Source organism: Gilliamella sp. B14448G11, from assembly GCF_016101765.1.
GTDB classification, from domain to species: domain Bacteria; phylum Pseudomonadota; class Gammaproteobacteria; order Enterobacterales; family Orbaceae; genus Gilliamella; species Gilliamella apicola_N.
In genome coordinates, this window is the sequence record NZ_JACFPX010000004.1 from 137,718 (window position 1) to 161,988 (window position 24,271).

The following is a 24,271-nucleotide window of genomic DNA, read 5'->3' on the forward strand; positions in this document are numbered from 1 at the left end:
AATATTTAATTTACATATTATCTTTTCAATGAACGGAAATAATAACTTACTCCTAATATTACAAACCAAATAGGTGTTGCGATTAAAGCTTGGCAAGTATCAGCTTCGAAAGTAAGCAACACAATTACAAATGCAAAAAAGGCCAAACAGACAAAACACATCAAAATACCGCCAGGCATTTTAAAGTCAGATTGCTCATGTAAATCAGCTTTCTTACGACGATAAGCAATATAAGAAATTAAAATCATCGACCAAATAAACATAAATAAAATAGCCGAAATCGTCGTAACTATGGTAAAGGCCTCCATAACATTAGGCACAAGGTAAATCAATACCACACCACCAAATAAGCAGAGACAAGAAAATAACAAACCATTAGCTGGAACAGAGCGACTTGATAGTTTTCCGAAAGGCTCTGGTGCATCTTGCTTTTTTGCAAGTCCAAATAACATACGACTCGTTGAGTAAATACCGCTATTAGCAGAAGAGGCAGCTGATGTCAGCACTACAAAATTAATAATGCTTGCCGCAGCAGGTAAACCTATTAAGGTAAATAATTCCACAAACGGACTTTTATTTGGTGAAATTAATGTCCAAGGTGTAACACTCATAATTATGATTAAAGCAAACACATAAAAAAAGATAATCCGAGCAGGTACAGAATTAATTGCTCGTGGTAAATTTTTATTTGGGTCGACAGTTTCTGCTGCGGTAGTACCAACTAGCTCAATTCCCACAAAAGCAAAAATTGCAATTTGAAAGCCAGCAAAAAAGCCCATACTACCATTAGGGAAGAGCCCCCCATATTGCCATAAATTTGAAAACGCTGCTGTTGTATCAGTTTGGGTAGAATGATATGAGATTAAAATTAATATACTCCCAATAACAATTAATCCAAGAATCGCAACGATTTTAATCATTGAAAACCAAAATTCCGTCTCACCAAACATTTTTACGGTTAATAAATTTAGAGTTGCTAATAAAATAACCGTCAAAAACATTGGTATCCATGCCTGTAAGTCAGGAAACCAATGTTGTGCATATCCCGCAATGGCAACAACGTCTGCAATTCCGGTAATTACCCAACAAAACCAATAAGTCCATCCTGTAAAAAAACCAGCCCAAGGCCCTAAAAGGTCATTCGCAAAATCACTAAATGATTTATACTTTAAGTTTGAAAGTAGAATTTCACCCATTGCACGCATAACAAAAAACAGGATAAAACCAATTACCATATAGACAAAAACGATTGAAGGTCCAGCCAGACTTATCGTTTTACCTGACCCCATAAATAAGCCAGTACCGATTGCACCACTAATGGCAATTAACTGAATATGTCGGTTAGAAAGGTTTCGCTTTAGATCATGGTTAGAGGATTTAATGCTCATTGCTATTATTACCTTTTATTTTCACAATTTTCCGATTCACTAGAATATAGGACTATAAAGTCTATAGAATCAAAGCGCAAGCTGAATTGTTATGAAAACTTTTTATGGGTACATAATAATTATCTATAGTTTCTTATAATAGAATTGTGTAGCATAATCCACTATACTTTATAACTTATTACAATAAATAATTAACATGAAACAAAAGAAACGCTGCTTTTACTTATCTGTCTTATACATTTTGGTTATTCTATCAGTATCAACTGGTTGCCAAAGTCATTTAAATAAAAATCCTAAACAGGATGAACAATACATGGATGGTAAGTTGCTATTAACTTCTAATGTATCATATCCCCATTTAAGCGCACCTGTTAATATTTCCGATTATGTTCTTCAAGTTGCAATGATTGAATCTTCATGCCCTGAGTTGTATCGTGAAAATGAACATATTTATACCGCTGTTAATAATTGGATTAACAACTTATTAGATTTTGATGAATTTTATAAAGTTGGATTAAATAGTTATAGAATGATTGGGCAAGATGGCTATGGTAATGTACATTTTACGGGTTATTATACACCAGTCATTAAAGCAAGACATACTCCAACATCAGAATTCAAATACCCTATTTATAAGATGCCAACCCTAACTGAAGGACAATTTCCAAGCCGTGAACAAATTTATAATGGTGCATTAGCTGGCAAAGGACTGGAAATAGCTTACAGTAACTCTCTAATGGATAACTTTATTATGGAAGTTCAAGGAAGTGCTTATATTGATTTTGAAGATGGTGAGCCCTTAGTATTTTTCAGTTATGCTGGAAAAAATGGTTATAGTTACTCAAGTATCGGGCAATTGTTAGTAAAACAAGGTGAAATTAAAAAAGAAGAATTATCAATGCAAGCAATAAAAGATTGGTCTAAAAATAAAAGTGAAGAAAAACTTAAACAATTGCTCATACAGAATCGTTCTTTTGTCTTTTTTGAACCAAAATATAATGCAGAAGTAAAAGGTGCGGCTTCGGTTCCCTTAATCGCTAATGCATCAGTTGCTTCTGACAAGTCTTTAATTCCCATTGGTACAGTAATCTTAGCCGATGTGCCACTTCTTGATGAAGATGGTCAACATCGAGGTAGAAGAGAGACTCGATTAATGGTCGCACTAGATGTAGGGGGGGCCATTAAAGGTCAACACTTTGATCTTTATCTAGGCATTGGTGAAAAGCCTGGAGAACTGGCTGGTTTTTATAATCACTATGGACGAGTATGGGTGCTAAAACCTTAATTTGCGAACATCGACGACATTAAAAGAACCTGCTAGAATAAACTAATATAAGTTGCATTAAGGATAACTCATGAGATTATGCGATCGAGATATCGAAACGTATTTACAAAATGGTAAATTAAAAATAACCCCTCAACCAGCGCCAAGCTGCATCAATGGTGCAACTATTGATGTTAGATTAGGCAATAAATTTCGTACGTTTAGGGAGCATACTACACCTTATATTGATTTGAGCGGTCCTAAAGAAGAAGTATCTGCGGTATTGGAAAAAGTGATGAGTGATGAAATAGTATTACCTGAAGGTGATGCGTTTTATCTTCATCCAGGTGAATTAGCATTAGCCGTCACTTTAGAATCTGTCACAATTCCTAATGATTTGGTTGGCTGGTTAGATGGACGATCATCTCTTGCTAGACTTGGGCTTATGGTACACGTAACAGCTCATAGGATCGATCCTGGCTGGCAAGGACAAATTGTACTAGAGTTTTTTAATTCTGGAAAAATTCCGTTAGCACTTAGACCAGGAATGACTATAGGAGCACTTAGCTTTGAAACACTAACCGGTCCAGCAGCTAGGCCGTATAATAGTAGACAAGATGCAAAATATAAAGATCAACATGGCGCAGTCGCTAGCCGTATTGATAAAGACTAAATCACTCAGTAGTTTTTATTCTGAAGGAATATTAACATGATCAAAAAAATATTGATTACTCTTTTAGTTTTAATTCTTCTTACTGCCATTGGTATCGTATCTCTTATTATTTTTGTTGATCCTAACAATTATAGAGGTTTTATTTCTGATACAGTTAAAGATAAAACAGGTTATGAATTAACTATTGACGGTAATTTACGATGGCACATCTGGCCACAAGTAAGTATATTAACTGATTCAGTTAAACTGTCTGACATTGATGCCAAAAAGCCAATTTTAACAGCGGATAATATGCGCCTTGATGTAGAGCTATTTCCTTTATTTTCAAAAAAATTAGAGGTTAAAAATGTATTTATAAAATCGGCTATCATCAATATTACCGATGACAGTAAAGGACAAGTTTATAAACATAAAGCTGAACAGCTACCCTCTGCAGATGAAAGTCAGACTACACAAACTAAGCAGCAGAAAGACTCATCAACAAAATGGGCATTTACCTTAAATAAACTTGAAGTTTCTGATAGCACTGTTGTTTTACAAAATACAGATGATTTTATCAACTTTAGAAATATTAACCTTGCTATCATCCAAAAGGCTGATAAAAAGATTGCTATTGATGTTAAAGGCAATATCGATCGTAATCAACAAAATTTTTCTTATGTGGCTGATGCAGATGTTGATTTAGCACTATTCCCAGAAAAAGCCATAATTGATCTGAAGAAATTTGATTACACCTATAAGGGCGTAGCTATTCCTACCAAAGAACTAAAAGGCAATTTGAAAGGTGTTATTAATTATCTACACAATTCAAAACAATTAACAAGCAAGGATTTATCTTTTTCAGTTAATGAAAATTATTTTTCTGGTGCCGTTAATGCTAATTTTGATAAAAAGCCTTATATCGATTTAACAGTAACAAGTAATGAGTTAAATCTTACTCCTTTTTTAGAGAAAGACAAAAAAACAAATGAAAACATTACAATACAACAAACTCCGCCTGTTGTATCTAATGTTACAAAAGTAGATAACGAACTAAGCTTTCTGAATAGTTTTAACGCTAAAGCAAAACTAGACATTAAAAAATTAAATATTAATAAGATGATATTAAATAATATCAATGTAGCTTTAGCCAATAATGATGGAGTTGCAACATTCCAAAATATTAATTTTGACTTCGCTAAAGGTCACATAGCAGCTACGGGTATGGCAAATGGTAAACAAAAATATACTCAAATAAAACTAATTCCAAAAGTTACTAATATTGATTTAAATACATTTTTCAACCAGATGGAAACACCTAATGATTTGGAAGGATTATTTAATGCAAGCGGAGATATAGAAGTAAATACATTATCTGGAAATAAGTTATTAGAAAATTTAAAAGGTAATTTATCAATTAATGTAACTAATGCGAAATTAAATAAAATCAATATAAATAGTATCATTCAGAATGCTGCAACTAAATATACTAAAGATGTTTCAGCAACTGAAAATATGAAAAATTATACAGAATTTTCTAAAATTAGTACTGATGCCTATTTAAATAGAGGAGATCTGGAATTAACAACATTAAATGCCCTTTCACCAACCCTTGAAATAGTTGATGGTTCGGGCAAAGTTGGGATGATTCAAAAAGATCTCGATATTAACATGAACATTAAAATTCTTGGTGGTTGGAACGGAAAAAGCGAAACTATTGCCAAACTACAAAAACTAGTAATTCCACTGCGTATTTACGGGCAATTTTCTAAACTTCATTATCAACTTGATATAGGTCAAGTGATTAAAGATCTCTTTAATGATAAGTTACAAGAAAGTTTAGATAAATTTCGCAACAAATTAGAAAATCGCAGCTCAAAAGATGGCTCAAAATCAAATTCCAAACAAAAAGCCGTTGATATGTTAGAAAATTTATTGAGCAAATAACAAGCTAAATTAACTAACAAGCATAATAAAAAAAGGTGAGTTAAAAACTCACCTTTTTTATTGTTAGTAAAATCCTACTCTATTTATTATAGAATAAACTTACTTAGATCCTCATCTGCTACAAGTTTATCTAAATGGTCACTTACATATTTAGCATCAATAGTCACTGTTTTGCCATTAAGTTCACTTGCATCAAATGATACTTCTTCCATTAGACGTTCAAGCACAGTGTGTAACCTACGAGCACCGATATTTTCATTTTGCTCATTTACTTGCCAAGCTGATTCGGCAATTTTACGAATACCGTCAGGTGTAAAGTCGATATTCACCCCTTCAGTTGCCATTAATGCTTTATATTGCACAGTTAATGATGCATTCGGTTCAGTTAAAATTCTTTCGAAATCTTCGCTAGTTAACGCTTGTAATTCAACTCGAATTGGTAAACGCCCTTGAAGTTCAGGAATTAAATCTGATGGATTTGCAGTTTGGAATGCACCAGAAGCGATAAATAAAATATGATCGGTTTTTACCGAGCCATGTTTAGTTGAAACAGTACAACCTTCAACAAGTGGTAATAAATCACGCTGAACACCTTCACGCGAAACATCTGGTCCAGAGGAATTACCTCTTTTACACACTTTATCAATCTCATCAATAAACACAATACCATTTTGTTCAACTGCTTCAATTGCTTCATGTTTAAGCTCATCAGGGTTAACCAATTTTGCTGCTTCTTCTTCAGTAAGCTGCTTGAAGGCATCTTTAATCTTCATTTTGCGAGCTTTAGTTTTTTGCCCACCTAAATTTTGGAACATTGACTGCAATTGATTAGTCATTTCTTCCATTCCTGGTGGCGCCATAATTTCAACGCCAATATTAACACCAGCAACTTCGATTTCTATTTCTTTATCGTCAAGTGAACCTTCTCGTAATTTTTTTCTAAATGCTTGTCGAGCAGTCGAATCATTATTATTTTCAACTTGCCCCCAACCATCTTTAGCAGGCGGTACAAGCACATCTAAAATACGTTCTTCAGCTAGTTCTTGAGCTCTATTTCGGTTTCTTTCAATTGCTTCTTGCCGAATCATCTTAACAGCAGAGTCAGTTAGATCTCGAATGATTGAGTCAACTTCTTTACCTACATAGCCAACTTCGGTAAATTTTGTTGCTTCGACTTTAATAAATGGAGCTCTAGCAAGTTTAGCTAATCTTCTTGCAATTTCTGTTTTACCAACACCCGTTGGACCTATCATGAGAATATTTTTTGGCGTAACTTCATGACGTAATGCTTCATCAAGTTGCATTCGACGCCAACGATTACGCAAAGCAATAGCAACTGAACGTTTTGCTTTATCTTGTCCAATAATATGTTGGTTTAATTCGCTTACAATTTCGCGAGGAGTCATTTCAGACATAATAGTAGTTCTCTTAAATCAGTTTAATTAGTAATTGAGTTCTTCAATAGTTTGGAAGTTGTTGGTGTAAACACAAATGTCACCCGCTATTGATAGAGATTTTTGTACGATATCATGTGCAGATAATGCTGTATTATCTAACAAAGCTCTAGCTGCTGCTTGAGCATAAGGTCCACCCGAACCAATGGCAATAAGATCATCTTCTGGCTGTATAACATCACCAGTACCTGTAATAATCAGTGAGGCACTTTCATCGGCAACAGCAAGTAATGCTTCTAATTTACGTAGCATTCTATCTGTACGCCAATCTTTAGCTAGTTCAACAGCAGCCTTAGTTAAATGACCTTGGTGCATTTCTAGTTTACGTTCAAATAACTCAAAAAGTGTAAAAGCATCGGCAGTACCACCGGCAAAACCCGCAATTACTTTATTATTATATAAACGACGAACTTTACGTGCATTACCTTTCATAATAATACGTTCACCAAGTGTAACTTGACCATCACCACCAATAACCACTTGCCCTTCACGGCGAACGCTGACTATTGTTGTCATATTCTGCTCCTTCTCTTACTTAAAATAACTAAATTTGGAATGAATAGAAGATATATGAGGACGAATAATTGATTTTCAACATCTCCATTAAAAGATGTTGAAAATTTATTTCTATAAAGAAGCTTTTAGATCAAATCATTTTTAATAAAATAATTTCAATACTATTTGGGTTGGAATTCAACTGTCATATTTTTTACTTCATCATATAAACCACTCGCTGGTTTTGGAATAGTTGCAAGTTTAGTGGCAGCAACCGCTTCACGACATAAAGCTTCATCACCTCCACTAGAAGTTACATTAAGTAATAACCCATCCGGTGCTATTTGAATTTGTAAAACACAACTTTTGCCACTATAAACATTAGCTGGATTTATAAATTTATTGCTTATAGCATTTGTCACTAACGCTTTGTATTTAGCTAGTTCATCTTCGGATGAACCTTTACGACTTGCAGAAGCTCCACTTTGATCACTTGGAGAATCTGGAGCGCCAGAAGTCAGACCACCTAATAGATCATTAATAGCTTTATCTTTTTTAGCCTGTTCTGCCTTTTGTTTAGCTTTTATCTCCGCTGCTTTCTTTTCTGCTGCCGCTTTTTCTGCCGCTGCCTTTTCAGCTGCTGCTTTTTCTGCTGCCGCCTTTTCCGCCGCTGCCTTTTCCGCTGCTGCTTTCTCTGCCGCCGCCTTTTCCGCTGCTGCCTTTTCAGCTGCTGCTTTCTCTGCCGCAGCCTTTTCAGCTGCTGCTTTTTCTGCTGCCACCTTTTCCGCCGCTGCTTTTTCTGCTGCCGCCTTTTCCGCCGCTGCTTTTTCTGCCGCCGCCTTTTCCGCTGCTGCTTTCTCTGCCGCCGCCTTTTCAGCTGCTGCTTTCTCTGCTGCAATCCTTTCTTCTTCTTGCTTTTTCAATTGCTCAGCAAGTTTTATACGTTCTTTTGTTAAATCCTTTAGATATTGTTGTTCAGCTAGTTGTTTTTCTTGCAATTCTTTAGCTTGATCGGCTAACTGCTGTTCTCTTTTTCTATCAGCTTGCTGTTGGCTCTCTTTCGTTTTTAATTGACGTTGATATTGATCAGTCATAACAGAAGGATCGATCATAATAGCATCAATACTGTTTCCAGTCTCTTTACCATAATTGACACCATCTATATTTTTTATAGCTTGATAACCAAGAATAATAATTAAGATTAAATGTAATATAATCGATATTATTATTGGTATACTTAATTTAGAATTTCGCATATAAGACATTGCTGATATTTTTAATGTATTATTATGGTTAGTTAAATTGGTTGAGTCATCAGTCCAACAGATTTAACGCCTGCAGATTGCAATAAATTTAATGCTTTTATAATTTCTTCATAAGGAACATTCTTAGCACCACCAACTAAAAAAACAGCTTTTTCATTTATTGAAATTTGATGTTTTACCTCAGCAACAATTTGCTCTTGCGGTAAGTCGGATTGACGATCTTGATCAATAATGAGAGCATATACACCAATACCAGATACTTCAATGATTATCGGTTTATTGTCAGCAGGAGAAACTGTTTTTGATTCTGATGCTTCAGGTAAGTCTACCTCTACACTTTGGCTTATAATTGGTGCTGTTGCCATAAAAATAAGCACCAACACTAATAATACATCAAGCAACGGAACTATATTGATTTCAGATTTAGTTGAATATCGTGAACGTCTACTCATAATTATTTCCTAACAGCCACAGCTTGACGTTGTAAAATAGCTGAAAATTCGTCAATAAAATTAAGGTAACTCTGTTCAAGTCGACTTACACGTAGTGATAAGCGATTATAAGCAAGAACAGCAGGTATAGCAGCGAATAAACCAATCGCCGTTGCAATTAAAGCTTCAGCTATCCCCGGAGCAACCATTTGTAATGTTGCTTGTTTTACCGCACCTAAAGAAATAAACGCATGCATAATCCCCCAAACAGTACCAAATAAGCCGATATAAGGGCTAATTGAACCTACAGTACCTAAAAAAGGAATATGTAATTCTAAATTATCGAGTTCACGGTTCATTGCTAACCGCATAGAGCGAGAAGCTCCATCTAATGCAGCTTCTGGCATATTTGGGTTGATTTGGTAAAGACGTGAAAACTCCTTAAAACCTGAATAGAAAATATGTTCTGTACCGCTAATGTCTTCTTTATGATATTTTGCTTTATCAAACAACATATTTAGTTCTTCCGATGCCCAGAAACTATTTTCGAATTGATCAATTTGTTTTTTAGCCTTCCCTAAAATTTTAGTACGTTGGAATATAATAGCCCAAGACATCACAGAAAATGCTAGTAACAATAACATAACGCCTTGTACCAAAAGGCCTGCCTGTAAAAAAAGATCAATAATATTCAAATTTTCCACTTAAATAAACTCCAAAACTAATAACTTTGGAAGCGCACATGGCTTCATTTTAGTCATATTGACACAAGCAATAACTATATCAGCATTGCTGATAATTTGCTTATTCTGATTTAATATAGTCTGTTTAAAAATAATAGACGCCTTACGAATTTGCTCAACCTGAGTGCTGATAGTTAGCATGTCATCTAAACGTGCTGGAAAGTCGTAGCTAATATCCATCTTTTTAACAACAAAAGCAATACCTTCTTGTAGTAATGTTTGTTGACTAATATCAAGCTGTCTTAGCATTTCTGTTCTAGCACGTTCATAAAAAGCAAGATACCGAGCGTGGTAAACAACTCCGCCAGCATCCGTGTCTTCATAATAGACTCTTGCATTCCAATTGAATTGTTTCATATTCTATGATCTAATTTAAACTAAAAAATTAGCGACATTATATCTGAATATAAAATTCGCTGCACTATGATATAAAAATAGTTAAATGAAAACAATTATCATTTGTCAATTATTTATCACATTGGCAGACTAATAATCAAAAAGGTGACAATTTGTCACCTTTATATTTATTTTTTGTAGATTTCACTATTTGTTCATTTCTTTTTCGTTACTAGAGTTTTCAACCCAAAGTCCAGTAACAACAGCAAGCATACAAGTTGCAATAACTCCAATGAACCATAATACGTAATACATAATTATTCCTTAATAAAGTGAATGTTTATTATTTTCAATATGATTTTTGTCTAATCGCCCAAACATTTTTATATAACTCCAAATAGTATAGAAAAGTATGATTGGTAAGAATATTACCACCACACCAAACATTATATTCAGTGTTAATTGACTAGAACTTGCATCCCATATTGTTAAACTAGCATTTGGCATAATGCTTGATGGAATAACAAATGGGAATGTTGCAATACCATATGTAAATAATACACAAGCAATGGTTAAAGAAGATGATAAAAACACTAATCCATTTTTATTCAAACCAGAAAAGAAAATAGTTAATAATGGTAATAATACACCTAATGCAGGAACAAGCCATAAAATAGGGTAATTCATGTAATTTTTTAACCATGAAACATCTGTTGATACAGTCTTATTTAACGGATGAGAAACACCATTGTAATCTATTGCACTAGTAATTTCATAACCATGAATACCAAAAGTAACCCACACACCAGCCAATACGAATGCAATTAACATAATTAAACTAGCAATTTGGGTTGCTTTTCTAGCTCTTAGATAAAGTTCACCAGAAGTCTTTAATTGCAACCAAGCCCCACCATGAGCAACCATTAACATTAAGCTGACAATACCTGCTAATAATGCAAATGGATTAAGTAGACCAAAAAAAGAACCATCATAAAAAGCACGATAAGAATTATCGAATCTAAATGGTACACCTTCCAATAAGTTTCCAAAAGCTACCCCTAACACAAGTGCAGGAACAAAGCTTCCTAAAAAGATAGCGATATCCCACATATTACGCCATTTAGTGTTCTCTAATTTACTACGATAATCAAAACCAATTGGTCTAAAGAATAATGCACATAACACTAAAATCATCGCAATATAAAAACCAGAAAAGGATACAGCATAAGCCATAGGCCAAGCAGCAAATATACCTGCACCACCAGTAATTAACCAAACTTGGTTACCATCCCAGTGTGGGGCAATTGCATTTATCATTATACGACGTTCAGAATCAGTTTTACCGATAAAAGGTAATAAAATACCAACGCCCATATCAAAGCCATCAGTGATAACAAAAGCGATTAAAACAACACTAATCAACACCCACCAGATGACGCGTACAATTTCGTAATCAATCATTGTATATACTCCCTATGCCTATTCTGATATCGCTTGTGTTTTTTCATAATAATAGTTGCCAGTACCTAATGAACTCGGTCCTAATCGCGCAAACTTGAACATCAAGAACAATTCAGCAACTAAAAATAGTGTATATAGACCACAAACTAAGGTCATAGTAAATAATACTTCCCCTGGCGTTAACGAGGAATTGGCGACTCCAGTCGGTAAAATATCTTGAATTGCCCAAGGTTGACGACCATATTCCGCAACAAACCAGCCACATTCACAAGCAAGCCATGGCGCAGGCAATAATAGAAGAAGTAAACGATGTAACCAACGTTTTTGACCAATTTTATTTTTGTAAGTTGCCCATAACGCGAGTCCGGCACCTAAAATCATCAGCAATCCAAAACCAACCATTCCTCTAAATGCCCAGAACAAAGGCCATACAGTTGGAATTGAATCATCTGTCGCCGCTTTAATATGTTCTTCAGTAGCCTCAGGAATCGTTAAATTATCACGATCAGTAAAACGTTTAACCAAATAACCATATCCTAAATCGGCTTTATTATCCTCAAAGGCTTTAAGAACAGATGGATCTTGATCGCCTTTTTGAATTTTTTCTAAATTAGCATAGGCTAAGATACCATTACGGATTCTGGTTTCATTATCAGTAATAATATCTTTCAAACCAATTACTTGCTTATCAAGTGAACGGGTCGTCATTATTCCCATTACATACGGAATCTCAATTGCAAATAAATTTTCCTTATTTTTTTGCGATGGGAATGCAATCACATTAAATGACGCTGGTGCAGGTTGAGTTTCCCATTCGCCTTCAATTGCTGCCAGTTTAGTAGGTTGTACGGTCGACAATTCGTGACCTGCTTCATCCCCCATGACGGCGACAACAATTGACATGATAAAACCAAACATGGCCGCTACGGCAAAAGAACGATTTGCGAAAGGTAAATCTCGTTTCTTTAAAAGATAATATGAGCTAATACTTAAAACAAACATCGCACCGGTTAAGTATCCTGCAGCAACAGTATGTACGAATTTGTATTGAGCAACAGAATTGGTAATTAGTTCGAAAAAGCTGGCCATTTCCATACGTGAGTTTATCGGATTAAATTCAGATCCTATAGGGAATTGCATCCATCCATTTGCGACTAAAATCCAAAGTGCTGAAAAGTTTGAACCAAACGCCACACACCAAGTGACCATTAAATGTTTACCACGACTTAGTCTATCCCATCCAAAAAAGAATAAACCAACCATCGTTGATTCCAAGAAAAATGCCATTAATCCTTCAATTGCAAGCGGTGCACCAAAAATATCACCCACATAGTGTGAGTAATAAGACCAGTTGGTACCGAATTGAAATTCCATGGTTAAACCTGTAGCAACACCAACAGCAAAATTAATACCGAATAGTTTACCCCAGAATTTGGTCATATCCTTCCAGACTTGCTTGCCACTCACAACATATACTGTTTCCATAATTGCAAGCATAAATGCCAAGCCCAGTGTTAATGGTACAAAAATGAAATGATACATTGCTGTGAGTGCAAATTGAAGGCGTGACAGTTCTACTATATCTAACATAAAGCGCTCCCTTATCCTTAAATGCTTAAATGCCCACAAAATTTGTAAAGTTACTTTAGCTATTGTACAACATTATTTAAAGAATAAAAATTGACAGGGATCAAAAATTATATTTCAAACTGTTTTTTTACAGCACTTCCGATATCAGCAAGGTTAGTAACAATAGTTATACCTGCTGCTAATAGTGCTTTGGTTTTTTCTTTCGCTGTACCTTTGTTACCAGAAATAATCGCACCAGCATGTCCCATGCGTTTACCTGCTGGAGCAGATGTTCCTGCAATATAGGCTATAACAGGTTTAGTTACATGTTTTTTAATATATTCTGCGGCCTCTTCTTCTGCACTTCCTCCAATTTCACCTATCATAACAATAGCCTCAGTCTTTGGATCTTGTTCAAGTAATTTCAAAATTGAAACAAAATCACTTCCAGGAATTGGGTCACCGCCAATACCGACACAAACAGATTGGCCAATACCGATATCCGTTGTCTGTTTAACTGCTTCATAAGTTAACGTTCCAGAGCGAGAAACAATCCCAACTTTACCCGCTAAATGAATATGCCCTGGCATAATACCAATTTTACATTCATTCGGTACAATGATTCCAGGGCAATTTGGTCCAATCATTACTACGTCGTTTTGTTTCAATTTTTCTTTGACGATTAACATATCTAAAGTTGGGATGCCTTCAGTTATACAAACAATTAATTTTATTCCAGCATCAATTGCTTCTAAGATGGAATCTTTTCCAAATGCAGCTGGCACATAAATGACGGTGGCTGTAGCACCCGTTGCCGCAACAGCCTCTTTAACGGTATTAAAGACTGGCAAACCTAAATGTGTTGTTCCACCTTTACCCGGTGTGACGCCTCCAACCATTTTAGTACCATATGCTATCGCTTGTTGAGAATGGAATGTACCTTGACTACCAGTAAATCCTTGACAGATGACTTTGGTTTCTTTATTGACTAAAATTGACATAATAAATATTCTCCACTCTCACTATTTTGCAACGCCAACGATTTTCTGTGCAGCATCTGTTAAACTTTTGGCAGTAATAATATTTAGATTACTATCAGCTAAAATACCTCGGGCAATTTCGGCATTATTACCTTGAAGTCGTACGACAACCGGAACCTTAAGACCTATTTCTTCAATTGCACTAATAATACCTTCAGCAATTAAATCACAACGAACAATACCACCAAAAATATTGACTAAAATCGCTTTGACGTTTTTTTCTGATAAAATCAATTTAAATGCTTCTGCTACACGTTCTTGAGTTGTACTACCGCCAACATCTAAAAAGTTAGCAGGTTCACCGCCATATAATTTGATGATATCCATTGTAGCCATTGCTAATCCAGCACCGTTAACCATGCATCCAATATTTCCATCTAAAGAAACATAACTAATACCTTGTTTGGCAGCAATGGATTCAAGTTCATCTTCTTGCGTTGTATCTTTTAAATAATTTAATTTTGGATGACGAAAAAGAGCATTATCATCAAGAACGATTTTAGCATCTAAACAAACAAGTTCTTGTTCATTAGTAATAACTAAAGGGTTAACTTCAGCTAATGCAACATCGTTATCTAAAAATAGATTAGCAAAATTAACAAATAATTTAGAAAATTGGTTAACAAGCTTACCTGTTAATCCCAATTTAAAAGCAAGTTCACGACCTTGGAAAGCAGATGGTCCAGTTAACGGATCGAGCGGCATTTTGTGAATTAAGTGTGGAGATTTTTCAGCAACACTTTCAATATCAACGCCTCCCTCAGTCGATGCCATAATAACAACACGTTTAGAACTTCGATCAATAACTGCACCTAAATAAAGTTCTTTAGAAATATTTGAAGCTTTTTCGATTAAAATCTGATTTACTGGTTGGCCTTTGGCTGTTGTTTGATAAGTGACTAAATATTTACCTAACCACTTTTCAGCAAAACCTTTTATCTCGTTAAAGTTTTTAGTACAAATTACGCCCCCAGCTTTACCTCTTCCTCCGGCATGAACCTGGCATTTAGCAACCCAAGAACTAATATCCGATTGGGATTGTAATTTTGATAAAATATCTTTTACCTCATCAACTGAATTACAAACATAGCCTTCAGGTACGGGTAAATTGTATTCTTTAAAAATATATTTTGATTGATACTCGTGCAGGTTCATAACCAAATTCCATGATTTAAATTAATATAAACACTGATAATAATTCTAATCCAAGATGAATAAATTGTGTAGTAAATAATATCTTATGTTGATAGTAATTGAGAATGATTGCTGATATTAATTGACAATGATATACTCAAAACATATTTTTGATGAAGTAATAACAGTAAAGGTATAAATATGGCGAACGTTGGTATTTTTTTTGGTAGTGATACAGGTAATACAGAAAATGTAGCAAAGCAAATCCAACAAATTTTAGGCAGTGACAAAGCAGATATTTTTGATATTGCAAAAACAACCAAAGAAACACTAGAACAATATAATTACCTTTTTTTAGGTATTCCAACTTGGTACTATGGTGAATCACAAGCTGATTGGGATGATTTTTTTCCTAACTTAGAGCAAATTGATTTCAATGGTAAAACGGTTGCTATTTTTGGTTGTGGAGATCAAGAAGATTATGCAGAATATTTTTGTGATGCCATGGGTACATTACGCGATGTTATCGAGCCTAAGGGCGCAAAAATAGTTGGACATTGGTCAACTGAAGGATACAGCTTTGAAGCATCAAAAAGTTTAGTTGACGATACTCACTTTGTAGGATTAGCCATTGATGAAGATCGCCAACCAGAATTATCAGAAGAACGAATCAGTAATTGGGTCAATCAAGTCAAAACCGAAATGAACATTTAATCAATTGAAATGATTTATTTTATTTATCGTACATAGTTTCTATAATATGTAATTATTAATAACTTAATTGGGATGTAATATGAAAAATCATGATAATGATAATAATGCAGCGCTTAAAAGTGCTGGTTTAAAGGTTACGTTACCACGATTAAAGATTTTAGAATTATTGAGAGATCCTTCATGTCAACATATCACCGTCGAGGATCTTTATAAAAAATTGCTTGATATGGGCGAAGAAATCGGTCTCGCCACCGTCTACCGTGTTTTAAACCAATTTGATGATGCTGGAATCGTAACACGTCATAATTTTGAAGGTGGCAGAGCAGTATTTGAGCTTGCAACGCAAAAGCACCATGATCATTTAATTTGTTTAGATTGTGGTGAAGTATTTGAATTTCGAGATGAAATTATCAATGCAAGACAAAAAGAAATTGCTGAGCAATATGGAGTTAAATTAACTTTTCATAGCTTATATCTTTATGGACATTGCCAATCAGGTAATTGTAAAGCCCATCCTGAACTTCATACAAAAAAATAAGCCTATTTCTGATAGGCTTTTTCACTTACAATTATCACTAAGACAAGTTATCTTTTCTATCAGGTTAATATTTACATGAAACAGCTTTTGAATTTTATACCCCTTGTAATCTTTTTTATATTTTTGACAATGTATGATGTCTTTGTTGGTGTACAAGCCTTGATGATAGCAGCAACGGTCTGTTTTCTAATTGTGCTTATCATTTACCGAAAAATAGACAAAGTAGAATTGATATCTTATTTAATGGTGATGGTTTTTGGTGGATTTACTCTTTATACCCGAGAACCTAATGTTATAAAATGGAAAGTGACAATTATTAACTTTTTGTTTGCCTCAGGTTTACTCATTAGTCAGTATGGTTTCAAAAAAAATATGCTTCAAAAGCTTCTAGGCAAAGAAATTCAGCTAGATTCAGTCATTTGGAATAGATTAAATATATTATGGATAGCTTTCTTCATGACATGTGGCGTGATTAGTTTAGGTGCGACCTATTATACAACAGATGACTTTTTCTGGATTTTTAAAGTATTTATTTTACCTGGTGCATCGTTATTATTATCCTTAATATCAGGAATCTATATATATAAAAATATGGATAAAGATATAGACAGTAAATAGCATAGATGGAGTATTTTAATATGAAACAATCCGATACATCCCCTAAAGGCCAACTAGTACTAAGAACACTGGCAATGCCTGCTGATACAAATCCTCATGGTCATATTTTTGGCGGTTGGATAATGTCGCAAATGGATCTCGCTGGCGGTATTTTATCAAAAGAGATCGCTAGAAATCGAGTTGTAACAGTAAACGCGAGTAGCATTACTTTTCATAAGCCTGCAATGGTGGGAGATGTAGTTTGTTGTTATGCTCATTGTATCAAAACAGGGAAAACATCTATTACTATTGGTATTGAAGTTTGGGTTAAAAAAGTAATTGATACAACAGATTCACTAAAACGTTTTTGTATCACTGATGCAGTATTTACTTATGTTTCAGTGGATAAACACAATAATCCCAAACCATTACCTGAAGTATTTCAGGATTATGATTGTACTAAAGATGGGATTAGTAAACTCAACTTAAGTAATAGCTAACTTATATGCAATATACTTCATTCCACGCCTTAGTCAGTTCATTGATCTTTTTGGTTTATTGGTTGATGATCGTTGCTACGACGTTACGAATTGTGTTTAAACGAAGACCAACTACCTATGTAATTGCATGGATGCTAGTGATTTATATTTTACCAATAGTTGGAATCATTCTTTATTTCTCGTTAGGAGAGGCTCATCTAGGACAACAGCGTGTTAAACGCGCACAGAAAATGCGTCCAATCATTGCTAACTTTATAAATAGAATTAGCATTTTTCCAGATATTTTCACAACCCAAGTCAGTCAAGTTAGTAAACCTATTTTTCAACTTTGCAAACATCAAACAGGGCTTGATGGTATAAACGGTAACCATATTGAACTGCTGAGTGATACTGACGCAATTTTTGATCACCTAATTGAAGATATCAATCAAGCAACTTCTAACATCGAGATGGTATTTTATATTTGGAATGAAGGTGGACGAGCCGATGATGTTGAAAAAGCATTGATTGAAGCAACTAAGCGTGGTGTGACTTGTCATTTAATGGTAGATTCTGCTGGTAGTCGCCGTTTTCTTAGAACAGATGCAAGTAAAAGAATGCGCGAAGCGGGAATCATTATTATTGAAGCCCTAAAAGTTAATTTACTTCGATTTATGTTTAGGCGATTAGATTTAAGACAACATCGTAAAGTTGCAATCATAGATAACTATATCTCATATACGGGTAGCATGAATATTGTCGATCCTCGCTTTTTTAAACAGAATAAGCATGTGGGCGAATGGGTCGATATTATGGTCAGGATGCGTGGTCCTGTTACTACGTTAATGGGTGCAATTTATGCTAGTGATTGGGAATTAGAAACAGGTACCGATCTTGCTTTACCCCAAATTACGGACTTTGCCGAACCCCCAGAAGAAAAAAAACATATTATGCAACTTATTGCTTCAGGTCCTGGTTATACAGAAAACATGATCCATCAGGTATTATTGACAGCAATTTATGCAGCTCAAAAACAAATTATTTTTACTACGCCCTATTTAGTTCCAAGTGACGACATCTTACATGCGGTATGTACTGCAGCTCAGCGTGGAGTAGAAGTTATTATTATCGTTCCCAAAAAGAACGATTCCTTAATGGTTAAATGGGCTAGTCGAGCATTTTTTTCAGAATTGCTTGAGGGAGGGGTCAAACTTTATCAATACAATGATAATTTATTACATACTAAAAGTGTTTTAATTGATAATCAGCTTAGTTTAGTCGGTACAGTCAATTTAGATATGAGAAGCTTATGGTTAAATTTTGAAATTACAACTGTCATTGATGATGCTGAATTTGCCCAATCACTTTTTTCTCTTCTACAAGGGTATTTAGCACAGTCTGAAAAAGTTAATATCGAAATATGGAAACAGCGACCTATTTGGCAACGTATTGTTGAACGATTATTTTACTTTTTTGCCCCATTACTGTAATAATTAGATAAAATTATTACTTATTATAACTAATAGCCATTTTGGGATAAATCGGGAACAAAACGGTTATCATTAATTCGAAATACTTCTGTTTCAAGCATACCATCATTGGTTAATGTTATTTCACGCCAACCGGGCGCATCTTTATCAGCTAACCCAAAATTATAACTATTAGGTTTAAATTGTACACAAGTTGAAGGCGTAGAAAATGCTTTACATGTATACCATTGATGATCTTGGCTTTGATGGATATGCCCCCACCCTAATCCTTTTATTTGAGGATAAGCTTGTATAGTTTTTTCCAACTCAACACTATTTTTCAAGATATGCTGATCCAGCCAGTGACACTCTGAATTGATAGGATGATGATGTAAAAAGACTAGTGCATTTCTGTCAGAATATCTATCTAAATTTTTTTGTAAAAAAAGTAATTCTGAATCCGCTAATAAGCCGTAGGCTTGACCTTCAACCTGACTATTTAAAAGAATAATTACCCATTTATCACTTAACAAAGCAACTTTATTATCTAAAAGTCGATAATTAGCAAAAACGGATTGCATGTATTCATAGTTATCATGATTTCCAGGCAACCAAACACAAGGAGTATTTAATGTGGTTATTTGCTCTGCAAAAAATTTATAAGCTTCTTTTGTACCATCTTGAACAAAATCGCCTGTTGCTACAATTAAATCATATGTTCTACTGCATTTTTTAATCTCATCGATTACAGCCAAAAAACTTGCGTTTGAATTCACTCCAAGCAAAGCACAGCTTCCATCAGCAAAAAGATGGGTATCCGTAATCTGTAATATTTTACCGTAATTTTTATTTTTTGTTGGAAGCTGTAAAAGTGACTCCAAAATTCACCTCAGTTATTCATCAATATAATATTGTTAATAATGTTTATAGCAAAACAAAACATTGCAGTAAACTATATAATTTTATTATAAATCCTAGCGTTATATTAAAGTGTAAAATAGATCACATTTTAATGAAAGAAATAATTAAATATAATTAGTAATTACTTCCATTCATTTTTTAGATTTAAATAATTGAGTTGCAACCATTGCAAAGCAATAATTGATGCTGCATTATTAATTACTCCATTTTCAACCCATTTATAAGCTTGCTCTCGACTGACAACATGAACTTTGATATCTTCATTTTCTTCCGCAAGTCCATGAACCCCTGTTGCAGTTGATGCATCAACTTCACCAACCAAAATATGTAATTTTTCAGTTAATCCTCCCGGAGAAGCTAAATAACTAATAATAGGTTTGCATCGACCAATGGTAACACCTGCTTCTTCAATTGCCTCACGCCTAGCCACTTCTTCAAATGATTCATTTTCATGATCCATCATTCCCGCTATCAACTCTAACATCCATGGGGTTTCTTGAGTTTCAATTGCAGCGATACGGATTTGTTCAATTAAAACAACTTCATCACGTTTAACATCATATGCTAACAAGACCACAGCATGGCCGCGCTCTAACACCTCTCGGGTAACGACATCGCTCATTGAACCATCAAATTTACGATATTGAAAACGATATTCTAGTAAAGAAAAGAAACCTTTATAAAGTACCCGTTTAGTTAGATTAAATACATCATTTTGGTTAAAATTTATTGGATTATTTTTTATTTTCATATTGTGTCTCGTTTTGGGCTGAATTTTAATAAAAAGTGCGAATGGCAAATAAACTATGCTTACTATATGCTAATTATCTGTTAAAATCGCACAAATGAAAATACAATTATATTTTAATGTTTTTAAAGAGATGATTGATGAAAAAAACGCTAACCTTTTTAATCGGCTTAACATTAAGCCAAGCAGTTTTTGCTGAAAATTTGATTCAAGTTTATGAACAAGCTAGAGAGACAAACCCAGATTTACGCAGTTCTTTAGCAGAAAGAGAGAAAGCTTACTCAGCAATTTCAGGTTCACGAGCAAGTTTATTACCACAAGTTGGTCTAAATGCATCTTATGGTGTAACACATGGTCGCCGCGACATCAGTGGACAAAAAAATAAAAGTGGTAATTTATATCAAGTAACGGTATCACAAAGTATTTTTAATTTCTCAAGTTGGAAAGCTTTAGATATTACGAAAAAACAAGCAAGTATTGCTGATATCGCTTATCAATATCAAGGTCAAACATTAATTTTAAATACTTCAGTTGCTTATTTTAATGTATTAAAAGCACTTGATGCCTTAAGCTTTATTGATGCTCAGAAAGAAGCAATTGGTCGCCAATTAGAACAAACGCGTCAACAACATCAAGTTGGTTTAGTGGCTATTACCGACGTACAAAATGCTCAAGCTAATTATGATTTAACAGTGGCTCAACAAGTTAACGCGTTAAATGAATTGAATAATTCAATTGAAAACTTGCGTCAAGTGAGTGGTCGTTTTTATTCTAGTTTAGCGACTATTGATACCAAAACATTTAAAACAGAAGAGCCAACTCAAATTAATGCATTGTTAAAACAATCCGAGACATCTAATCTCAATTTATTAACAATGAAATTAAATCAAGATATTGCCCGAGAACAAATTAAACTTGCACAATCGGGTTATATGCCTACTGCAAGTATAGATGCATCAACAAACTTAAATAAAAATGAGAGGTATGGAAGTTACTCCTCAAACGGTGCAATCGGATCTCATCATAGTAAAAGCTATTCTGGTAATAATTATGTTGGTGTAAGTGTCAACATGCCGATTTTTTCTGGTGGCGCAACTATGTCACAAGTTGAACAAGCCCAGCATAATTTTGTCAGTTACAGCGAGAAATTGGAAAGCACTAATCGTAGTGTGATTAATCAGGTTCGCTCATCTTACAACAATATTGCAAGCTCAATCAGTTCAATCAGAGCTTATCAACAAGCTGTTGTGTCTGCCGAAAGTTCATTAGAAGCAACATCATCTGGATATCAAGTTGGTACTCGTACCATTGTTGATGTGTTAAATGCAACAACTCAGCTTTATAGTTCTAAACGAAATTTATCCGATGCAAAATATAATTATTTAACAAGTTTACTACAGTTGAAATATGCCATTGGTACTTTAACCGCTGATGACTTGGTATATTTAAACAATATGTTAGGTAAAGAATTAAGCACTTTAGCTACCATAAAATAATAATCATTGCTGATTATTTTGCAACCATTTACATAAAAGGCGTTTTTTATCGCCTTTTATGTTATTATCGACTTTATTGAGAATTTAAATAAAGTAAATTTAAATTCTTTAAACTAACTTAAACTTCAAAAAAACTTCTAGTTATCATAGTGAATTTGTGATAAATTCAATAAAAATCTTAAGTTTAGGAAGCTGCTGTTTATCGGACTTATAAAGCAGATGAACCTCCCTTGCTGGTGGTAAAAAATCTTGTAATATTGGTAATAATTTATTCTGACGAATAAGCTCACTCAGCATTGAGTGAGGTAACATAGTTATACCCAAACCTTCGACAGCGGCATTTGCTAAAGCTAAAGTATCATTGCTTTCTAAAGATCCTGATATGGGAATATTGATTACTTTTCCATTAATAGTAAAAGGCCAAAGATAATTTTTTTTAGTTGGATTGACATATTGATAAATTAAACACTGATGTTTTTTTATATCATTAGGTGTCGCTGGTATACCTTTTTTGGCAAGATAAGTTGGTGAAGCTGCAAAAATAAGTTTGTAAGAATTGAGTTTACGAGCAATATAACTTGAATTAGATAATTCGCCAATTCGAAAAACAATATCAAAATCATCTTTAACTAAATCGACATAGCGATCACTTAATTGAAGATCAACATTTACTTTAGGGTAGCTTTTCATGAACCGACTAAGCACAGAAATTAAATTAAAATGTCCATAACTCACTGGCGCACTAATTCGAAGTCGACCTTTAGGCTCTTCAATAAATTGTTGCGCTAATGTTTTTGAACTTTTCACTTCATCAAGGATAAATAAACACTTTTCATAATACTGTTTACCAAACTCTGTTAACTTTTGCGATCGCGTCGTACGATTCAGTAACTTTAAGCCTAAATAATCTTCTAAAAATACCACATATTTGGCGACCATTTGTGGTGATGTATTTAATGAAATCGCTGAAGCTGCAAATGAACCCGTTTTTACGGTCAATACAAAAGCTTCCATACTTCTTAAAAGATCCATATTACCAACCCTCAGTTGTTAATAAAACAATTTTAATATCATTTATTATCTTTTATTTTAAGAGAATAATATAACAAATTCATTCATCACTAAGGAATTAATAAGTTAAAAAAATTGAAATAATTGAAGCTGAGTTTGTAAGTCAAGCTTGAGCTAAATTATTTATTCAAGCTCACTATCAAGTCATGTTATGTAATTCACGAGATAAAAGAACATTATAAAGATGATATTTATAAAATAATCATTAATCAAAATTTAAATAACAATTTCAAAGGTGGATAAGAAAAAATGGTCAACACAGATTTAAGATATACTGTTATTACTGGAGCTAGCTCAGGAATAGGTTATGCAACTGCGATCGAATTTGCAAAACGAAATAAACCACTAATTGTTATTGCTAGGAGGCAAGAGCAGTTAACTTTACTCAAACAAAAAATTGCGGATATTAATCCTAAATTAGATGTCATTATAAAGAAATGTGACTTGTCTGTTTCGAGCAATGTTCATTCACTTTTTACAGATTTAGAACCATATTTTATTGAGACATGGATTAATAATGCCGGTTTTGGCCACTATGGCAGTGTTGGCGAGCAAGATTTAAACAAAATAGAGTCGATGTTGCATTTAAATATTGAGGCATTAACTATCCTATCAACGCTCTATGTGCGTAAATATCATAATCAATCAGGTACGCAACTTATCAATATTTCATCAAGAGGAGGATATACTATTGTTCCAAATGCGGTCACCTATTGTGCAACCAAGTTTTATGTGAATGCTTTTACTGAAGGATTAGCGCAAGAATTGATACAAGCTAAGGCACAGTTACGTGCGAAAGTTCTAGCACCCGCGGCAACGCAAACAGAATTTGGACAAAAAGCCAATAATGTTGATAAATATGATTATGATAAAAGTTTTGCAAAATATCATTCCGCCGATGACATGGCGCAATTTTTGTTAGCATTATATGATAGTGATAAAATCATAGGAGAGATCAACACGACAGATTTCTCATTTTCGTTAAAAGATAGCATACTTCCTTATTCTGGAAATCCTTCACAAAATCAAAAAATTTAAGAGAAAAATTAATTTATTTTA

General features: G+C 34.1%; 25 protein-coding genes. 10 read left to right on the top strand and 15 right to left on the bottom strand.

Annotated features, from left to right (window positions below; genetic code table 11):
* Positions 1–17: 17 nt before the first annotated feature.
* A complete protein-coding gene (cycA, locus tag H3S88_RS04485; RefSeq protein WP_198227005.1) occupies positions 18–1,388 on the bottom strand; it encodes a D-serine/D-alanine/glycine transporter in 1,371 nt (456 codons plus the stop codon).
* A gap of 196 nt (positions 1,389–1,584) precedes the next feature.
* Between cycA and mltA the strand changes: the two genes are divergently transcribed.
* The 3 genes from mltA to asmA all read left to right on the top strand — a co-directional run bounded on the left by mltA (position 1,585) and on the right by asmA (position 5,251).
* The gene (gene mltA, locus H3S88_RS04490; protein ID WP_198227003.1) at positions 1,585–2,673 is read left to right on the top strand and encodes a murein transglycosylase A; all 1,089 of its coding nucleotides are present in this window, start codon (positions 1,585–1,587) and stop codon (positions 2,671–2,673) included.
* A gap of 70 nt (positions 2,674–2,743) precedes the next feature.
* Positions 2,744–3,325: a dCTP deaminase gene (gene dcd, locus H3S88_RS04495; protein WP_198227001.1), complete on the top strand. Its 582-nt coding sequence runs from the start codon at positions 2,744–2,746 to the stop codon at positions 3,323–3,325.
* 36 nt (positions 3,326–3,361) lie between these two features.
* Positions 3,362–5,251 carry an outer membrane assembly protein AsmA gene (gene asmA / locus H3S88_RS04500; RefSeq protein ID WP_198226999.1) on the top strand — a complete coding sequence of 630 codons (1,890 nt, stop codon included), beginning with the start codon at positions 3,362–3,364 and terminating at the stop codon, positions 5,249–5,251.
* A gap of 86 nt (positions 5,252–5,337) precedes the next feature.
* Here asmA and hslU read toward each other — a convergent pair whose 3' ends face one another.
* The 11 genes from hslU to sucC form a co-directional block, all read right to left on the bottom strand.
* Positions 5,338–6,666 (bottom strand): HslU--HslV peptidase ATPase subunit, encoded by a 1,329-nt coding sequence (gene hslU / locus H3S88_RS04505; protein WP_198226997.1) that lies wholly within the window; start codon positions 6,664–6,666, stop codon positions 5,338–5,340.
* 27 nt (positions 6,667–6,693) lie between these two features.
* Positions 6,694–7,221, bottom strand: a complete 528-nt coding sequence (gene hslV, locus H3S88_RS04510; protein ID WP_198226995.1) for an ATP-dependent protease subunit HslV — start codon at positions 7,219–7,221, stop codon at positions 6,694–6,696.
* Positions 7,222–7,382: 161 nt separating this feature from the next.
* Positions 7,383–8,456, bottom strand: a complete 1,074-nt coding sequence (gene tolA, locus H3S88_RS04515) for a cell envelope integrity protein TolA (protein ID WP_232352442.1) — start codon at positions 8,454–8,456, stop codon at positions 7,383–7,385.
* A gap of 41 nt (positions 8,457–8,497) precedes the next feature.
* Positions 8,498–8,917 carry a colicin uptake protein TolR gene (gene tolR / locus H3S88_RS04520; RefSeq protein WP_065738668.1) on the bottom strand — a complete coding sequence of 140 codons (420 nt, stop codon included), beginning with the start codon at positions 8,915–8,917 and terminating at the stop codon, positions 8,498–8,500.
* Between the two features lie 2 nt (positions 8,918–8,919).
* Positions 8,920–9,600: a protein TolQ gene (gene tolQ / locus H3S88_RS04525; RefSeq protein WP_198226991.1), complete on the bottom strand. Its 681-nt coding sequence runs from the start codon at positions 9,598–9,600 to the stop codon at positions 8,920–8,922.
* A complete protein-coding gene (ybgC, locus tag H3S88_RS04530) occupies positions 9,601–9,996 on the bottom strand; it encodes a tol-pal system-associated acyl-CoA thioesterase (RefSeq protein ID WP_198226989.1) in 396 nt (131 codons plus the stop codon).
* Between the two features lie 186 nt (positions 9,997–10,182).
* Positions 10,183–10,290 (bottom strand): cytochrome bd oxidase small subunit, CydX/CbdX family, encoded by a 108-nt coding sequence (locus tag H3S88_RS04535; protein WP_198226987.1) that lies wholly within the window; start codon positions 10,288–10,290, stop codon positions 10,183–10,185.
* A 9-nt stretch (positions 10,291–10,299) separates the two neighbouring features.
* On the bottom strand, positions 10,300–11,436 hold the full coding sequence (gene cydB / locus H3S88_RS04540; RefSeq protein ID WP_065738665.1) for a cytochrome d ubiquinol oxidase subunit II: 1,137 nt from the start codon (positions 11,434–11,436) through the stop codon (positions 10,300–10,302).
* An 18-nt stretch (positions 11,437–11,454) separates the two neighbouring features.
* Positions 11,455–13,026: a cytochrome ubiquinol oxidase subunit I gene (locus tag H3S88_RS04545; RefSeq protein WP_198226985.1), complete on the bottom strand. Its 1,572-nt coding sequence runs from the start codon at positions 13,024–13,026 to the stop codon at positions 11,455–11,457.
* A 107-nt stretch (positions 13,027–13,133) separates the two neighbouring features.
* Positions 13,134–14,006, bottom strand: a complete 873-nt coding sequence (sucD, locus tag H3S88_RS04550; RefSeq protein WP_198226983.1) for a succinate--CoA ligase subunit alpha — start codon at positions 14,004–14,006, stop codon at positions 13,134–13,136.
* Positions 14,007–14,027: 21 nt separating this feature from the next.
* On the bottom strand, positions 14,028–15,200 hold the full coding sequence (gene sucC / locus H3S88_RS04555) for an ADP-forming succinate--CoA ligase subunit beta (protein WP_198226981.1): 1,173 nt from the start codon (positions 15,198–15,200) through the stop codon (positions 14,028–14,030).
* 180 nt (positions 15,201–15,380) lie between these two features.
* Here sucC and fldA point away from each other — a divergent pair, with 180 nt between their 5' ends.
* From fldA to cls, 5 genes are all read left to right on the top strand, one after another.
* Positions 15,381–15,893 (top strand): flavodoxin FldA, encoded by a 513-nt coding sequence (fldA, locus tag H3S88_RS04560; protein ID WP_198226979.1) that lies wholly within the window; start codon positions 15,381–15,383, stop codon positions 15,891–15,893.
* Between the two features lie 79 nt (positions 15,894–15,972).
* Positions 15,973–16,431 (top strand): ferric iron uptake transcriptional regulator, encoded by a 459-nt coding sequence (gene fur / locus H3S88_RS04565; RefSeq protein ID WP_025316178.1) that lies wholly within the window; start codon positions 15,973–15,975, stop codon positions 16,429–16,431.
* 75 nt (positions 16,432–16,506) lie between these two features.
* Positions 16,507–17,049 carry an inner membrane-spanning protein YciB gene (locus H3S88_RS04570; RefSeq protein ID WP_144091522.1) on the top strand — a complete coding sequence of 181 codons (543 nt, stop codon included), beginning with the start codon at positions 16,507–16,509 and terminating at the stop codon, positions 17,047–17,049.
* Between the two features lie 20 nt (positions 17,050–17,069).
* Positions 17,070–17,528 (top strand): acyl-CoA thioester hydrolase YciA, encoded by a 459-nt coding sequence (gene yciA / locus H3S88_RS04575; protein ID WP_086327217.1) that lies wholly within the window; start codon positions 17,070–17,072, stop codon positions 17,526–17,528.
* A 5-nt stretch (positions 17,529–17,533) separates the two neighbouring features.
* Complete coding sequence (gene cls, locus H3S88_RS04580) at positions 17,534–18,997, top strand: cardiolipin synthase (protein WP_198226977.1); 1,464 nt, start codon at positions 17,534–17,536, stop codon at positions 18,995–18,997.
* Between the two features lie 29 nt (positions 18,998–19,026).
* On the opposite strand, the gene cpdA is transcribed toward cls, so the two are convergent.
* Entirely contained in the window at positions 19,027–19,857 is an 831-nt protein-coding gene (gene cpdA / locus H3S88_RS04585) for a 3',5'-cyclic-AMP phosphodiesterase (RefSeq protein ID WP_198226975.1), read from the bottom strand.
* 161 nt (positions 19,858–20,018) lie between these two features.
* On the bottom strand, positions 20,019–20,648 hold the full coding sequence (gene nudF / locus H3S88_RS04590) for an ADP-ribose diphosphatase (RefSeq protein ID WP_198226973.1): 630 nt from the start codon (positions 20,646–20,648) through the stop codon (positions 20,019–20,021).
* A 137-nt stretch (positions 20,649–20,785) separates the two neighbouring features.
* Here nudF and tolC point away from each other — a divergent pair, with 137 nt between their 5' ends.
* Positions 20,786–22,141, top strand: coding sequence for an outer membrane channel protein TolC (tolC, locus tag H3S88_RS04595; protein WP_198226971.1), 1,356 nt, complete (start codon positions 20,786–20,788; stop codon positions 22,139–22,141).
* Between the two features lie 144 nt (positions 22,142–22,285).
* Here tolC and H3S88_RS04600 read toward each other — a convergent pair whose 3' ends face one another.
* The gene (locus H3S88_RS04600) at positions 22,286–23,173 is read right to left on the bottom strand and encodes a LysR family transcriptional regulator (RefSeq protein ID WP_198226969.1); all 888 of its coding nucleotides are present in this window, start codon (positions 23,171–23,173) and stop codon (positions 22,286–22,288) included.
* A gap of 288 nt (positions 23,174–23,461) precedes the next feature.
* On the opposite strand from H3S88_RS04600, the gene H3S88_RS04605 reads away from it, so the two are divergent.
* Positions 23,462–24,250, top strand: a complete 789-nt coding sequence (locus H3S88_RS04605) for an SDR family oxidoreductase (protein WP_198226967.1) — start codon at positions 23,462–23,464, stop codon at positions 24,248–24,250.
* Positions 24,251–24,271 lie beyond the last annotated feature (21 nt).